Origin of the sequence: Actinomycetospora sp. CA-101289, assembly GCF_050955895.1 — a bacterium.
Classification (GTDB): domain Bacteria; phylum Actinomycetota; class Actinomycetes; order Mycobacteriales; family Pseudonocardiaceae; genus Actinomycetospora.
On sequence record NZ_CP192093.1, the window covers coordinates 4,018,282 to 4,032,934 of the forward strand.

General features: G+C 76.0%; 11 protein-coding genes and 1 pseudogene. 4 read left to right on the plus strand and 8 right to left on the minus strand.

Going from position 1 to position 14,653, the window contains the following annotated elements:
* Nucleotides 1-146 precede the first annotated feature (146 nt).
* Nucleotides 147-1,352, plus strand: a complete 1,206-nt coding sequence (locus ACQPX6_RS20070; RefSeq protein ID WP_433782194.1) for an MFS transporter — start codon at nt 147-149, stop codon at nt 1,350-1,352.
* 107 nt (nt 1,353-1,459) lie between these two features.
* Here ACQPX6_RS20070 and ACQPX6_RS20075 read toward each other — a convergent pair whose 3' ends face one another.
* Nucleotides 1,460-1,600, minus strand: a complete 141-nt coding sequence (locus ACQPX6_RS20075; protein ID WP_433782195.1) for a hypothetical protein — start codon at nt 1,598-1,600, stop codon at nt 1,460-1,462.
* Between the two features lie 460 nt (nt 1,601-2,060).
* Here ACQPX6_RS20075 and ACQPX6_RS20080 point away from each other — a divergent pair, with 460 nt between their 5' ends.
* On the plus strand, nt 2,061-3,452 hold the full coding sequence (locus tag ACQPX6_RS20080) for a diguanylate cyclase (RefSeq protein ID WP_433782196.1): 1,392 nt from the start codon (nt 2,061-2,063) through the stop codon (nt 3,450-3,452).
* A gap of 3 nt (nt 3,453-3,455) precedes the next feature.
* Here ACQPX6_RS20080 and ACQPX6_RS20085 read toward each other — a convergent pair whose 3' ends face one another.
* Nucleotides 3,456-4,646 (minus strand): acyl-CoA dehydrogenase family protein, encoded by a 1,191-nt coding sequence (locus ACQPX6_RS20085; RefSeq protein WP_433782197.1) that lies wholly within the window; start codon nt 4,644-4,646, stop codon nt 3,456-3,458.
* A 5-nt stretch (nt 4,647-4,651) separates the two neighbouring features.
* Entirely contained in the window at nt 4,652-5,128 is a 477-nt protein-coding gene (locus tag ACQPX6_RS20090; protein WP_433782198.1) for an NUDIX hydrolase, read from the minus strand.
* A 67-nt stretch (nt 5,129-5,195) separates the two neighbouring features.
* On the opposite strand from ACQPX6_RS20090, the gene ACQPX6_RS20095 reads away from it, so the two are divergent.
* On the plus strand, nt 5,196-6,293 hold the full coding sequence (locus tag ACQPX6_RS20095) for a glutamate--cysteine ligase (protein ID WP_433782199.1): 1,098 nt from the start codon (nt 5,196-5,198) through the stop codon (nt 6,291-6,293).
* Nucleotides 6,294-6,321: 28 nt separating this feature from the next.
* Here the strand turns inward: ACQPX6_RS20095 and ACQPX6_RS20100 are convergent, their stop codons facing one another.
* Together ACQPX6_RS20100 and ACQPX6_RS20105 are read right to left on the minus strand one after the other, a co-directional pair.
* The gene (locus tag ACQPX6_RS20100) at nt 6,322-7,764 is read right to left on the minus strand and encodes a DUF2867 domain-containing protein (RefSeq protein ID WP_433782200.1); all 1,443 of its coding nucleotides are present in this window, start codon (nt 7,762-7,764) and stop codon (nt 6,322-6,324) included.
* Nucleotides 7,765-7,819: 55 nt separating this feature from the next.
* Nucleotides 7,820-8,029 carry a hypothetical protein gene (locus ACQPX6_RS20105; protein WP_433782201.1) on the minus strand — a complete coding sequence of 70 codons (210 nt, stop codon included), beginning with the start codon at nt 8,027-8,029 and terminating at the stop codon, nt 7,820-7,822.
* 597 nt (nt 8,030-8,626) lie between these two features.
* On the opposite strand from ACQPX6_RS20105, the gene ACQPX6_RS20110 reads away from it, so the two are divergent.
* A complete protein-coding gene (locus ACQPX6_RS20110; RefSeq protein ID WP_433788307.1) occupies nt 8,627-8,869 on the plus strand; it encodes a WhiB family transcriptional regulator in 243 nt (80 codons plus the stop codon).
* 74 nt (nt 8,870-8,943) lie between these two features.
* Here the strand turns inward: ACQPX6_RS20110 and ACQPX6_RS20115 are convergent, their stop codons facing one another.
* The 3 genes and pseudogenes from ACQPX6_RS20115 to ACQPX6_RS20125 all read right to left on the minus strand — a co-directional run.
* Complete coding sequence (locus ACQPX6_RS20115) at nt 8,944-9,870, minus strand: DUF2188 domain-containing protein (protein WP_433782202.1); 927 nt, start codon at nt 9,868-9,870, stop codon at nt 8,944-8,946.
* A gap of 101 nt (nt 9,871-9,971) precedes the next feature.
* Nucleotides 9,972-10,628, minus strand: a complete 657-nt coding sequence (locus ACQPX6_RS20120; protein WP_433788308.1) for a cation-translocating P-type ATPase C-terminal domain-containing protein — start codon at nt 10,626-10,628, stop codon at nt 9,972-9,974.
* Between the two features lie 42 nt (nt 10,629-10,670).
* A pseudogene (locus ACQPX6_RS20125) lies at nt 10,671-14,633 on the minus strand (HAD-IC family P-type ATPase); the annotation flags it as partial.
* Between the last annotated feature and the right edge of the window lie 20 nt (nt 14,634-14,653).

A 14,653-nucleotide genomic window follows, 5' to 3' on the forward strand; every position in this document is an offset into this window, starting at 1 on the left:
CGACGAGAAGCGCCTTCCCCAACGTCCTCGTCACCACAGCCCAACGGCTCACACCGCGTCGCAGTGTGCACCGTGGGACGGGTGTGGCGCCAGTGCCCGTTCGGTTCTGGGCGTGTCGCGCAGCGTGTCCGTAGAGTCGTCACACCGTGACCGAGGAGCACCGGCCGAGCACGGGCGGTGCCCGCTTCGCCGAGGTCTTCGCCGACGCCCAGTTCCGGGCGCTGTGGGTCGCCCAGCTCCTCTCGGTGCTCGGCGACCAGGTGGCCCGGGTCGCGCTCGCGGTCCTCGTCTTCACCGAGACCGCGTCGGCCGGCCTCACCGCGCTGACCTACGCGCTGACCTTCCTGCCCGACCTCGTCGCCGGTCCCCTGCTCTCGGGCATCGCCGACCGGGCACCGCGCCGGGCGACGATGGTCGTCACCGACCTGCTGCGCGCCGGGCTGCTGGCGCTCATGGCCGTGCCCGGGACGCCGTTCTGGGTGCTGTGCGTCCTCGTGGTCGCCGGGCAGCTCCTCGCGGCGCCCTTCGCCGCGGCGCGGGCGGCGATCCTGCCGCACGTCCTGTCCGGCGAGCGCTACGTCGTGGCCTCGGCGGTGTCCGGCACGACCTACCAGAGCGGCCAGGTGCTCGGCTTCGCGCTCGGCGGGCCGCTGGTGGCGCTGGTGGGGGTGCCGGGCGCGCTGCTGGCCGATGCGGCGACGTTCGTCCTCTCCGCCCTGGTGCTGCAGCTCGGGGTGGCCGAGCAGCGGGCCGCCGCGACCCCGGCCACGCGGACGGAGGGGCTGCGCGACGGCACGCGGATCGTCCTGGGCGACCGGCGCCTGCGCGCGCTCGTCGCCCTGGCGTGCGTCTCGTCGTTCGTGGTGACGATCGAGGGCCTCGCCGCGCCCTACGCGGCGGCGCTGGGCGGCGGGCCGGTGGCCGTGGGCCTGCTGCTGGCCGCGAACCCGCTCGGGGCGGCGCTGGGCATCGTCGTGGTGGCGCGCCTGGTGCCGCCGGCGCGGCGCGACCGCCTGCTCGGGCCGCTCGCGGTGGCGTCCTGCGTGCCGCTGGTCGCCTCGGCGCTCGATCCCCCGCTCGCCGGGCTGATCGCGCTGTGGGTGCTCTCGGGGATCGCGTGCGCCTACCAGGTGCCCGCCAACGCCGCGTTCGTCGCCGCGGTGCCCGACGCCCACCGCGGCCAGGCCTTCGGGCTCGCGGTCACGGCCCTGCGCGTCACCCAGGGCGTCGGCGTGCTGCTCGCGGGCCTGCTCGCCGAGCGCACGGGGCCGGCGACGGCGGTGGCCGTGGCGGGGGCGCTCGGCGTCGTCGTGGCTCTCGTGTGCGCCGGCGCGTGGGCGCGGGCGCGGTGAGGGGCTCGGCGACGGAGGCGGAGCGAGCGAAGGGCGCCCTGGCTGCTCAGCAAGCAGCGAGGGCGCCCTTCGCTCCGCGGGCGACGCCGACGGATCAGCGCCAGCGGTCAGTGCCAGTTCGAGTCGCGGTGCCAGTTGGAGTCCGCGTAGTGCCAGTTGGAGTCGCGGTGCCAGTTCGAGTCCGCGAAGTGCCAGTTGGAGTCGGCGAAGTGCCAGTTCGAATCGCGGTGCCAGTTCGAGTCGGCCACGGGAGATCCTTTCGCGAGGATGCGTCATCGGTCGGGTCGGAGGGCCCCGGAGACACGGACGTGGGCCAACGCACACGGTGCGTGGTGGATCTCGTTCCCTGCGGCGCGCGCCCGGCCCGCACTTCTCCGCGTTGACGGAGAGCAACGGAACTGTCACATCCGGCCGCACGCCCCAGCACATCCGCCCTTGAATGCTCGCCAACGGAGCTGTGCGTGACCAGACGGCGACTGGGCGTCAACCAAGGGAGTGATTGCTTCCCAATGGGTGACACGCGCTGCCGAGATCCAGAGTCCGTCGGTACCGTGTTCCCCACGCAGGAAGCGCCTGCAGCGGCTCTCGGCGAGCCGGAGGAGGTCACTGATCGTGACGGCGCGTGAACCCCGATCGGGTCCGAGCGACCCCGGTTCCGCGCTGACTCCCGCGTCCGGACCAGCCCAGGCCGTCCCACCGGCACACCCGGTGAGCACCACGTCCGCGGTGTCCACGATGTCCGGAGCGCTGCGACCGGTCCGCCTGGCGCGGCGCCGGATCGGCGCCCGGAGCGCGAACGGGAGCGCCAAGGTGACCGAGGTCACCGGGGCGGGGACCCGTTTCGACGCCCGCCGCCTCGACCCTCGCCGCTGGAGCCTCTGGCAGGCGCCGCGGCGCGTGGTGATCGCGGTCCTCCTGGTCGAGGTGCTCGCGGTGGCGCTGTCGCTGGCGGTCGCACGCCTCGAGCCGATCGGACCCGCCGACTGCCGCACGCTCGGGCTGCTGTCGCTCGGGCTGGCCGTCCACGTCGAGATCGCGCGCGGCATCGAGCGGCGCCGCGAGGTCGCCGCCGACGGCCAGCCCTACATCGAGCTGAAATCGGTCTGGAGCTTCGCGGGGCTCTTCCTGCTCCCGCTCGGCCTGGCCCTCGTGCTCGTCGTCGTCACGTTCGCCTACTGGTGGCTCCGGGTCACCCAACGCCCCGTGCCGCACCGCTGGACGTACTCCGCGGCGACCGTGCTCATCGCGTCGGTGGCGGCCTGGGCGGTGCTCGAGCTGGTGCCCGGCGGCCTGCAGATGACGGTGTCCGGACCACTCGGGCTGCTCGTGCTCGTCGCCGCCGGCCTGGCCCGCTGGACGGTCAACCACGGCCTCGTCGTCTTCATGATCTGCCTCAGCGTCCCGGGCACGCCGTGGTGGAAGCGCCTCGGCTCCCCCACCGACACGCTGATCGGGCTCGGGGCGCTCGCCCTGGGCGCCGCCCTGGCCGTCGTCGCGATGGCCACGCCCTGGCTCCTGCCGGTGCTGCTCGTGCCGGTGATGGGCATGCACCGGGGCTTCCTGCTCCAGCAGTTCGCCCGCGCGGCCAAGACCGACCCGAAGACCGGCCTCGTGAACGCGACGGCCTGGCGCGACCAGGCGGACCGCGAGCTCGCCCGCCTGCGCCGCCGGGGCGGGGAGATGGGCGTGATCATGGTCGACCTCGACGCGTTCAAGGCCATCAACGACCGTCACGGCCACCTCGTCGGCGACGCCGTGCTGCGCGCGGTCGCGGACACCCTGCGTGCGGAGGTCCGTCCCTACGACGTCGTCGGGCGGTTCGGCGGCGAGGAGTTCGTCGTGCTGCTCGCCGAGGCCGACCCCGAGCAGGTCGGGCGCACGGCCGAGCGGCTGCGGCGCAGCATCAGCGAGTGCGAGGTGGCGATCTCGGCGACCCTGGGCGGCGGCACTGTCACGGGCCTGACCGCGTCGATCGGCACCGCGTCGTACCCGCGGACGTCGCACGACCTCGACGGGCTCATGGTGCACGCCGACGCGGCGCTCTACGCCGCCAAGCACGGGGGCCGCAACCGCGTGGAGTGCGCGCCCCCGCGCCCGTAGGCGCTAGCGGAAGGCGGCGATGCCCGTCACCGCCTGGCCGATCGACAGGGCGTGCATCTCCTCGGTGCCCTCGTAGGTCAGCACGGTCTCGAGGTTCGTCATGTGCCGGAACACCGGGTACTCGAGCGTGATGCCGTTGCCGCCGAGCACGGTTCGCGCGGAGCGCGCGACGTCCAGCGCGGCGCGGACGTTCGCGAGCTTCCCGAGGCTCACCTGCGACGGGTGCAGCGCCTCGGCGTCCTTGAGCCGCCCGATGCGCGAGGCCACGAGTGCGGCCTGGTTGACCCGCACGACCATGTCGGCGAGCTTGCCCTGGGTCAGCTGGAACCCGGCGATCGGCTGGCCGAACTGCTCGCGGTCGATCGAGTACGCCAGCGCCGACTCGTAGCACGCCCGCGCCGCGCCCACGGCGCCCCAGAGGATGCCGTAGCGGGCCTCGTTGAGGCAGGAGAGCGGGCCCTTGAGGCCCGCGACGTCGGGGAACACGGCGTCGGCGGGCAGCCGGACGCCCTCGAGGACGAGCTCGGCGGTCAGCGACGCGCGCAGCGAGAGCTTGTGCTTGACCTCGTTGGCGGTGAAGCCGGGGGTGTCGGTGGGCACGACGAAGCCGCGGATGCCCTTGCTGCCGGCCTCCGGGTCGGTCTGCGCCCACACGACGGCGACGTCGGCGAGGGTGCCGTTGGTGATCCACATCTTGGAGCCGTCGAGCACCCAGTCCTCGCCGTCGCGCCGCGCGCGGGTGCGCATCGAGCCCGGGTCCGAGCCGGCGTCGGCCTCGGTGAGCCCGAAGCAGCCCAGCGCCTCGCCGGTGGCCATGCGCGGCAGCCACTGCTGCTTGTGCTCCTCGGAGCCCCAGCGGTGCAGCGCGAACATCGCCAGCGACCCCTGCACGGAGACGAACGAGCGCAGCCCGGAGTCGACGGCCTCGAGCTCGCGGCACGCCAGCCCGTAGCTCGTGGCGTTGGTACCGGCGCAGCCGTAGCCCTCGAGGTGCATGCCCAGCAGGCCCAGCGCGCCGAGGCCCTTGGCGATGTCGCGGGGCAGGGTGTTCGACTCGTACCACTCGGCGATGCGCGGGGAGAGCTCCGCGGCCGCGTAGTCGCGCACCGCGTCGCGGATGTCGCGCTCCTCCGCGCTCAGGTCGGCGTCGACCGCGAGGAAGTCGGACGGGTCCGGGAGGGCAGGTCCAGGCATGCCCTTCACGGTAGGGGTTCGGCCGTTGCCTGACCTCCCCAGAAGGCCCCGAACCCCGGGTGCAGCTCCAGGTCCCCGACGTCGGCGACGGGCGTCCAGCGCAGCTCGGTGGCCTCGCCGTCGCACGGCTCGAGGGCCGGGGCGTGATCGGTCTCCAGCCGGGCGTGGACGGTGACGTAGGACCAGCCGCCGTGGTCGTCGACCGTGTCGCCGGTCAGGCGCACGCGGGCGGGGTCGATGCCGGTCTCCTCGACGGCCTCGCGCAACGCCGCCTCGCGGGCGGTCTCGCCACTGTCGCGCGCGCCGCCCGGGATGCCCCAGGTCCCGCCGTGGTGGCTCCACCAGATGCGGTGCGCGAGCAGCACGCTGTCGTCCTCGTCGCCGCCCGCGCCGTGGCGCAGCAGCAGCCCCGCGGCGCCGAAGCGCCCCCAGTGCCGGTGCCCGGCGTCGCAGACCACCCAGCCGTCACCATCGCCCCGCACGAGGTCAACCGTAAGCGGATCCGGCCCGGACGGCACTCGCGGCGGCCGGAACGGGAACATCGCACCCATGAGCCATGTGCCCCCGTTCGGGGCCGAGGAAGAACTGCTGCTCGTCGACCCGGAGACCGGGGCGCCACGCGGCCTCGCCGGCGCGGTCCGGGACGAGGCGTCCGGCGAGCTGGACGGCGAGATGCGCACGGAGCAGGTCGAGACGGCCACCGCCCCGCACGCCGACGCCGCCGCCCTCGCCGACGACCTGCGGCGCCGCCGACGCGAGGCCCGCGAGGCCGCCCACGCGGCCGGCGTGGACGTCGTGGCCCTGGCCACCTCGCCCGTCGCACCAGACCAGGAGGCCGAGCCGTCCTCGATCCCCGAGGGGCGCTACGGGCGCATCGCCGAGCGCTTCGAGGCCATCGCCACCGCCCAGCTCACGAGCGGGCAGCACGTGCACGTCGAGGTCGGCTCGCCGGAGGAGGGCGTCGGCGTGCTGGACCGCATCGGGCCATGGCTGCCGGTGATGCGGGCGCTGGCCGCCAACTCGCCGTGCTGGCGCGGCCGCGACACGAGCTACGGCAGCTACCGCACGATCGTCTGGTCCCGCTGGCCCTCGGCCGGCCCGACGCGGGTGTTCGGCTCGCTCGCGGCGTACGACGAGGTGGTCGCGGCGATGCTGGCGACGGACACCCTGCTCGACGAGGCGATGGTCTACTTCGACGCGCGCCTGTCCCGCGAGCTCGGGACGGTCGAGGTGCGGGTCACCGACGTGGCGCTCGAGGTCGACGACGCGGTGCTCGTGGCCGTGCTCGCCCGGGCGCTGGTCACCACGGCGGCGCGGGACTGGCGCGACGGCGTCCCCGCGCGCGACGAACCCGTGGAGGCCCTGCGCCTCGCGCACTGGCGTGCGGCGCGCTGGGGGCTCTCCGACGAGCTCGTGGACCCACGCACCGGCAAGACCGCGCCGGCCGACGAGGTGCTCGGTGCCCTGCAGGACCACGTGGCGGGCGCGCTGAACGACGCCGGCGACGCCGAGCTCGCCGCCGCGGGCTGCGCGTGCCTGCTGTCGTCGGGCACGGGGGCGGTGCGCCAGCGCGCCGCGATCGAGGCCGCCGGCGGGGACCTCGCGGCGGCGGTCCGGACGGCCCGGGAGCGCTTCCTCCCCTCGTGAGCGATCTTTGGCGCTATAGCCCCAAAGATCACGCACGTGCGGCCGCGGCGATCCCCCGAGCCGTGGCGCCGAAGACCACGGGCGCGGTGGCGCGCAGGGCGCGGCCGTAGACCACGCCCGCCAGGCCGAAGGCGGCGAAGCGCACCGCCAGGCGCAGGTGCGACCCGTGGCCCGAGACGTCCGGGTCGACGTGCAGGTCCAGGCGCAGCTCCCCGGGCTGGCGCAGCTCGGAGCGCAGGCGCAGGTGCGCGCCGGGCTCCACGGCCTCCACCCGCCAGGCGTCGACGACGTCGCCCACGCGCAGGGCCCGCGCGGGGCGCCCGCGATAGGCCCCGACGCCCCCGAGCAGCTGGTCCGCCCAGCCCCGCACCGTCCAGGTGCCCGGCGGGGCGTACCAGCCGGCGTCCCCGCCGAGCCCGTCGACGACCGCCCACAGCGCCGCGGCGTCGGCCGCGCTGGGCTCGACCGTGCTCCAGTCGTAGACCGCGCCGCCGGACCCCTGGGGATCGGTCGGGCCGGCCAGGGCCGGATCGCCACCGTCGGGCGCGCTGGACGCACGCGGACGCCCCAGCGCCGCCCGGACCGCGTCGTCGAAGGTCGTCCAGCCGTCGGGCGGCGGGCCGATCACGTCGAGCACGTCGTCCTCGGGGCACACCAGTTCGTGGGCCAGCGACTCGATCAGCGGCGTCACGAGGTGCCGCGACAGCGGCGTCAGCGCCTCGACGACCCACCCGGCGAGCGCCGGCCCGCCCGGTGGCACGGGCACCGGCAGCGGCACCGCGGCGCTCTGCGGCAGCCCGGCCACGCGCAGGTAGCGCCGGATCAGCTCGAGGTAGGTCAGGACGTCGGGCCCGCCGACGGCGAAGCGGCGGTCGACGTCGGCGGGCAGGTCGAGGGCGCCGACGAGCAGGTGCAGGACGTCGGCGACGGCGATCGGCTGGGTGCGGTGCGCCAGCCACGGCACCGCGGGCAGGACGGGCACGCGCTCGGCGAGGTAGCGGATGAGCTCGAAGCTCGCCGAGCCCGACCCGATGACGATCGACGCCTCGAGCGCCGCGGTCGGGATTGGGCCGGCGAGGAAGAGGTCGGCGACCTCGGCCCGCGACGCCAGGTGTCGCGACGCCGGCTCCCCCGCCGGCCGCAGCCCGCCGAGGTAGACGATCCGCCGCACGCCGGCGGCCGCGGCCGCGTCGCTGACCGTGTGGGCCGCCGCCCGGTCGCTCGCCGGGAAGTCGGGCCGGTCGAGGGCGTGGGCGAGGTGCACGACCGCGTCCGCGCCGGCCACGAGCGCCGCGACGGCCGCGGGGTCCTCGAGGTCGCCGGGGACGACGTCGACGCGGTGGGCCCAGCCGGTGGTGGCGAGCTTGTGGGGGCTGCGCACCAGGACCGCGGCGTCGTGGCCCTCGGCCAGCAGCCGCGAGACCAGGCGCACCCCGATGTACCCGGTGCCCCCGACGACCGCACAGCGCATCGCGTCATCCTGGCGATCACCGACGTCCGGCGGCACCCCCGCCGCGGTGCCGGGATCAGCTGACGGTCGGTTTGCCCGGCCGGTCGGCGGCGCGCTGGTCGACGAACAGGCCGCCGCCGCGCCGGGCCACGAGCACCAGCTGCCACACGGCGAAGGCGATGAGGATGCCGCCGATGATGCCCCAGCCGAGCACGAGGCCGACGATCCCGCCGGTGAGCACGGCCCAGATCACGAGATCCCGCGCCGTGCGTCGGATCGTCTTCACGTCGCCGGCCTCCCCTCGGTCGCGTCCGCCCACGGCCGGGGACGACCCCGGTCGAGCGTCGCTCGATGGTGGCACGCGATGCCGTCAGTGTGGCCGTTCGGCGCCGTCGATCGCAGGTCCGGCAGGTGTCCCCACCCGTCCGTCGCAACATCGTCCCCGAGCGTGACCGAGATCCGTGACCGACGCCACACGCATTCATCGGAGTGGTGTGGAGCAAATGCGTTTGCCGAACGCGTTGTGAGGCAAGACCATGGTGTTCGGCTGTCGCGGGGTCCTCGCGCGTCCGGGGACCGCGCCGTGATCGACGCATCACGGCGTGCGGGGAACCGACGCGCTGGCCACGACGTCATACCGAGTACAGCAGGTGCTCCGGACCCCGGGGCGCGGGCCCACACCGGGCCGCTCCGAGGACCGTCACGCAGGAACCCCGGATTCTTCGATCGACCTCCGGCGCACGACCACGTGCCGCAGGGGCCGTCGTGGGACGCGTTCGCGCGCGCCCCGCGTCGGGCCCGGCGGCACCTGCCCCGCCCCGCTCGCTCCGCGGGAGGGCAGTCACACCCCGACACCGACGAGCGAGATGGGATGAGCAGGACCATGGATTGGGAGCTCGCGGCTTGCCGCGACCACGACCCCGAACTCTTCTTCCCCGTGACGTCCCACGGGCCGGGCTCGGCGCAGATCGCCCGGGCCAAGGCCGTGTGCGGCAGCTGCCCGATCCAGCGCGGCTGCCTGCAGTGGGCGATCGACACCGGCCAGGAGGCCGGCGTCTGGGGCGGCACCAGCGAGGACGACCGCCGCGCGATGCGGCGCTCCTCGCGGATCGACACCGCCGCCTGAGTCACGGACACACCACACACACGACGGGCCCGCCCCCCAGGAGGGGACGGGCCCGTCGTCGTGTGCGGGGTGGGTCAGCCGCGGCCGGTGACCTTGCGGGCCGCGAACTGCAGCACCTGGCCACCGGTCGAGATGACCGCGCCGGCCACACTGAAGCCGGTTTTCACCGCGATCGCTGTGGCGTTGCCGACGATGCGCACCGGGTTGTAGCCCGGCGCGGAGTCGCGCACCTGCTCCGCGGCGTGGCGCACCTGGCGGTCGACCTGCTGTGCCGCGGCCTCCGCGGACCGGCCGACGCGCTTCGCGCCCTCGTCGCCGGCCTGGTCGAGCTCGGAGGCGATGCCCGACGACACGGTGGCCGCGCGGTCGCCGGCGCCGGCGACCTTGCCGCCGGCCTCGTCGGCACGCGTCGCGGCCTCGGACCCGGCGTGCTGGGCCACGCGCGTCGCGTCCTTGGCGATGCGCTCGCCGGCGCGCGACGTGGTGGTGGCGACCTGCTCGCCGCTGGTCTGCGCGATGGTGGAGGCGTCCTTCGCGGCCGCCTGCACCGACTTCTCGCCCGACGCGGCCTCGGCGGCCTGGTCGGCGACGCCGGACGCGCCGGCCTGGGCCTGCGCGGCGGCCTTCTTGCCCGAGGTCTGGGCGCGCTCGGCGTCCTTCTGCGCGGTGGCCTTGGCGTCCGCGGCGACCTTCTTCGCGCTGGTCGACGCCTTGTCCGACGCCGACTCGCCCTTGGCCCGCGCACCCTCGGCGTTCGCCTTGGCGGTGGCCTTCGCGGCCTCGGCCGGGGGGCTGTCCGTGCTGCCGTTGACGGTGTGCGTCTCGCGCACCTTGCCGTCGGTGCCGTGGACGACGACCTTGCCGCCGCCGTCCTTCGTCACGATCTCGGTCGCCCGCTCGACGGCCTCGGCCTGCGTGGCCGCCTTGGCGCTGGCGCGCTGGGCGCCCTTCTTCTGCACCTGCCAGCCGTCCTCGGTGGGAACGACGTACCGGTCGGCCATGCGGTCTCAACTCCTGTTCGACGAGGTCTTCACCAATTCTGGTGCCCGGCCCGCGACCAGCACAAACGCCCCGGTGACCGAGCGCGCACCACCGTTCGGACCTACGTGTTGAGCATGGCGGCCGCACGGTCCTGCAGCTCGGTGTACCGCCGGGTGGCCGCGTCGCGGACCTCCTCGAGGCGCGCCAGCCAGTCGGCCTGCGGCGAGCCCTCGGGCACGACGACCGGGCCGTAGCGGCGCACGAGCTCCGGGCCGACCACCGACGCGGCCGTGGCCACCGTGGCCGAGCCCGCCGCCTGCGCCCAGGCCACCGGCCCGAGCGGCACGCAGCCGAAGAAGTGGCTGATCCCGGGCGTCTGGACGACCGCGAACAGCGCCCCCGCGGACACGACGCTCGCGCCGACGACCAGCGGGCTGCGGGCACCGCCCGCGACGACGGTCTGGCCGAGCTGGGTGCCGACGAGCGCGGTGAGCGCCACGGTGCGCGCCCGCGCCGGGCTGCCGTACGGCGTGGCCTGCGCCTGGATCCACGCGAGGGTCGCCCCGCCCGCGGTGGCCATCGCGCGCAGCCCGATCTCGCGGTTGAGGGCCTCCCCCAGCGACGCCTCGGGGCCCTCGGCGAGCAGCGCGGCCGCCGACCCCGGCTCCGGGGCGCGCACGGCCAGCGCGAGCGACGGCACGAGGTCGGTGAGCAGGTTGACCAGCAGCAGCTGCCGGGCGTTGAGCGGCGAGGTGCCCGTGGTGGTCGCCCCGAGCACGGTGAACGCGATCTCGCCGATGTTGCCGCCGACCAGTACGCCCAGCGCCTCGCGCACCGACGCCCACATCGCCCGGCCCTCGACCAGCGCCGCGAGGATCGTCTCCAGGCGGTCGTCGGTGATGACGAGGTCGGCGGCGGCCCGCGCGGCCGGCGTGCCGCGGCGGCCCAGCGCGATGCCGACGTCGGCGAGCCGGATGGCGGGCGCGTCGTTGGCGCCGTCGCCGGTCATGGCCACCGTGCGCCCGAGGCGTTGGAAGGCCTGGACGATCCGCACCTTGTGCGACGGGGTGCCGCGCGCGACGACCCGCACGGTCGGCAGGAGCTCGTCGAGCGCGTCGTCGTCGAGCGCGTCGAGCTCGGCGCCGGTGACGACGATGCCGCCGTTGAGGACGTCGAGCTCCTCGGCGACCGCCTCGGCGGTGCTCGGGTGGTCACCGGTGATCATGACGACCTGGACGCCCGCGTCGCGCAGGTCGCGCACCGAGGCCTCGGCGCCGGCGCGGACCGGGTCGGTGAACCCGACGAAGCCGGTGAAGTCGAGGTCGGCGACGTCGGCGTCGTCGAGCTCGGCGTCGTCGTCGCGCTCGCGGGTCGCGTGCTCCGCGGCCGGGACCACCCGCTCGGCCACCGCGAGCACGCGCATGCCCTGGCCGGCGAGCAGCTCGGTGTGGTCGACGAGGGCCTGCCGGGCCTCGTCGTCGAGCGGCGTGCCCGCCCAGCTCGTGGCGCGGGCGATGACGACCTCGGGCGCGCCCTTGACCGAGACGAGGCGGAACGGGCCCTCGCCCTCGGCGCCGTCTTCCCCGTCCGAGGTCGAGCTCCGCTTCGCTGCGTCTCCCGCCTCGTCCACCTCGCCCAGCGTCGCGTGGTAGCCGCGCGACGGGTCGAAGTCGAGCGACGCGACCGGCCACCAGCCGGGGCGCTTGTGCGCGGGGTCGACGTCGAACTGCTGGCCCCCGTAGACGACCGCGCGGTCGGTGAGGTGCGCGAGGCGCTCCCCCGGCGCGGGGCGCGGCGTGGCGCGCAGGGCGGCCGCGAGGACGCGGCGCTGGCGCTTGCGCAGCCGGTCGGTGGGCCGGAGCTTGACGCCGTCGGAGATCGCCGAGAGCGCGAGCTTGCCCTCGGTGAGCGTGCCGGTCTTGTCGAAGCACAGGACGTCGGTGCGCCCGATGGCCTCGATGGTGCGCGGGTTGCGCACGAGCGCGCCCTCGGCCGACAGACGCCGGGCGGAGGCGAGCTGCGCGGCCGAGACCACGAATGGCAGGCCCTCGGGGACGCTGGCCACGGCCAGGCCCACGCCCGAGTGCAGGTTCTGCTGGAACGGCAGCCCCCGCACCGCGCCCGCGGCCACCACGGCGGCCGCCGAGCCCAGGGCCAGCGGCGTCGTCACGCGGGTGAGCCCGGCGAGGCGCTCGTCGACGCCCGCGACGGGCGCGCTGGCCTTCGCCGCGGCGGTGGAGCGGCCGACCTCGGTGCTCGAGCCGGTGGCGACGACGACGGCGCGCCCGCGGCCGGTGGCCACGGTGGAGCCCTCGTAGAGCATCGAGCGGCGGTCGGCGACCGTGCGCGCGATGACCGGGACGGGCGTCTTGACCACGGGCAGCGACTCGCCGGTCAGCGACGACTCGTCCACCTCGAGGGCGTCCGAGGTCAGCACGCGGCAGTCGGCGGGCACGACGTCGTCGGGGCCGAGGTCGATGACGTCGCCGACGACGACCTCGTCGGCGCCCACGCCGCGGGGCGAGCCGTCGCGCAGGACCCGCGCGCGGATCGACGAGCGCTCGAGCAGGCCGGCCACGGCGCGGTCGGTGACGACCTGCTGGACGCCGCCGATCAGCGCCGAGAACGCCGTGACGCCGACGACGATCGCCGCGTCGACGACCGCCCCGATGGCCGCGGACAGCACGGCGCCACCGGCGAGCACCGGGGTCAGCGGGTTGTTGAGCTCGTCGAGGAACGCGCGGCCGAGGCTCGTCTGCGTCTCGGCCGCCGCGGGGTCGTCGCGGTGGCGGCGCTGGGCCTCGGCCGAGGTCAGGCCCTGCTCGGTGACGTCGAGGCGCGCGAGCACGGTGGAGGTCGGCATGACGTGCCACGGCGTGCGGCTCACACCCGGGACGACGACGCGGCGCCCCAGCTCCGAGGCCGACCACGCGCCGTTGCCCAGCGAGACCGCGGCGGCGCCGTTGACGGCGAGCCCGGCCAGGCCCGGGGCGCGCGGGGTGGTGCCCGCGGTGGCCATGATCGCGCCCAGCGCGGAGCCCGCGCGGGCCAGGTTCACCGAGCGGCCCGACACGGCGCGGGCCACCTTGACGCCCTCGATGAGCAGCGCGGCGGTGCCCAGGTCGTCGCCGACCAGCACGTGCGCGCCCCACGGCACGACGCCGTCGGGGCGGGAGACGCCGACGCCGACGTCGGCGGCGGCCAGCGCGCGCCGGTCGCGGGAGACGACGAGGACGCCCGCGCCGCCGGCCTGCAGGGCGCGGACCGAGTCGCGCAGGGCGTCGCCGCCGGGCACCGCGTGGTCGGCGATCCCGACACCGTCGCCCTCCGCCGTGCCGAACACCAGGGCCACGCCGGCCCGGCGCGCGGCCGCGGCGAGCGCCTCGGCGGCCGAGGCCGGCTCGGGCAGCACGCCGACCACCGCGGCCAGCCGGTCGTCGCGGCGCAGGCCGAGCACGAGCGAGGCGCCGTCGGCGGTGAGCGCGTCGGCGGCCTCGACCGCGCGGCGGTCGTCGCCGCCGGGGACGTCCTCGAGCACCGCGAGCAGCCAGTGTTCGGCGTCCTCGACGACGCGGTGCGGGGCGGTGGGCTCGGCCGGGTCGAACAGCTCGTGGACCCGCGGGACGAGCTCGTCGAGCGGGTCGGCAGCGACACCCGAGCCGTCGGGGCCGGGCAGGGCGAGCAGGTCGCCGAGCATGAGGGCGCCGGTGGTCAGGGCGTCCGCGTCGAGCAGGACGGTGTCGACGCGGTCCATGCAGCGCAGCGCGGACGGCTCGACGACGACGGCGCCGCGGCGCGCGAGCACCCGGCCGAACGTCGTGGCGAAGCCCTCGCGTCCGAGGCGGCCGGCCTTGGGCAGGGTCGAGAGCGCGACGCCCGAGGCCTTGCGCAGGTCGCCGCCCGTGGCCGCCGCGGTGACGGCGAACCCGGCGGCGGCGGCCTGGCCGACGATCTCGCCGTGACGCTCGACCGGACCGGCGGGCAGCGGCACCGGGCGGGGCTGCGCGAGCTCGTCGTCGGCGGGCGCGGCGGCGTGGTCGGCGGTCTCGAGCAGGCGCGGCTCGACCTCCTGCCAGGTGCCGAGGCGGGCGCGGGCCTCCGCGACCTGCAGGGCGCGGTAGGCGGTGTCGACGAGCAGGCCGGTGGTGCCCTGCCCCAGGGCCTGCGCGGCGGCGTTGGTCAGGGCCAGCAGCACGTTGGCGCGGTCCTGGCCGAGCGCGCGCTCGACTGCCTCGCGCAGCCGCGGCTGGTGGTCGACGAACGTGGCGGCCGAGGAGAACTCGCCGGGCAGCGGGGTGCGCCGCAGGATGCGCCCGAGCGCCGCGATCCCGAGCGCGGCCAGGTCGGCCGAGAGCGCGATGAACGCCTGCTGGGCCGCGCCCGCCGACGCGGAGCCCGGGTCGGGGGTGTCGGTGACCGCGGAGCCCTCGCGCTCCTCGAGGATCTCGACGAGGTCCACCAGGTCGTCGACGACCTCGGGGCCGGGCAGGCCGGTCGCGGCCTCCAGGCCGACCACCACGGCGCCGAGCGTGGCGTTGACCGCGGCCCACGCGACGTCCGGGTGCGCGGCGATCGCCTTTTCGATCGCGCGCGCCAGCTCCTCCCCCGCCTCCTGGGCCACGGCGGGCACGCCGATCTGCACGCGTCCCGCGCCACGCCACACCCGGCGGCCGCGGTGACGGAACGGGTCGACGCGGTCGAGCACACCGGCGGCGATCCCGAGCGGGTCCACCACGCGCGCCAGCAGGCTGCGCGGCGGGCGGGGTACGGGCGGGGAGGCCATGGGGGGAGCTGGTGTCCTCT

Excerpts from the sequence above, each read along its gene's own strand:
- ACQPX6_RS20085 (WP_433782197.1), bottom strand. The coding sequence starts at position 4,646 with ATGCCTGGACCTGCCCTCCCGGACCCGTCCGACTTCCTCGCGGTCGAC.
- ACQPX6_RS20095 (WP_433782199.1), top strand. The coding sequence starts at position 5,196 with ATGAGCCATGTGCCCCCGTTCGGGGCCGAGGAAGAACTGCTGCTCGTC.
- ACQPX6_RS20100 (WP_433782200.1), bottom strand. The coding sequence starts at position 7,764 with ATGCGCTGTGCGGTCGTCGGGGGCACCGGGTACATCGGGGTGCGCCTG.
- ACQPX6_RS20110 (WP_433788307.1), top strand. The coding sequence starts at position 8,627 with ATGGATTGGGAGCTCGCGGCTTGCCGCGACCACGACCCCGAACTCTTC.
- ACQPX6_RS20115 (WP_433782202.1), bottom strand. The coding sequence starts at position 9,870 with ATGGCCGACCGGTACGTCGTTCCCACCGAGGACGGCTGGCAGGTGCAG.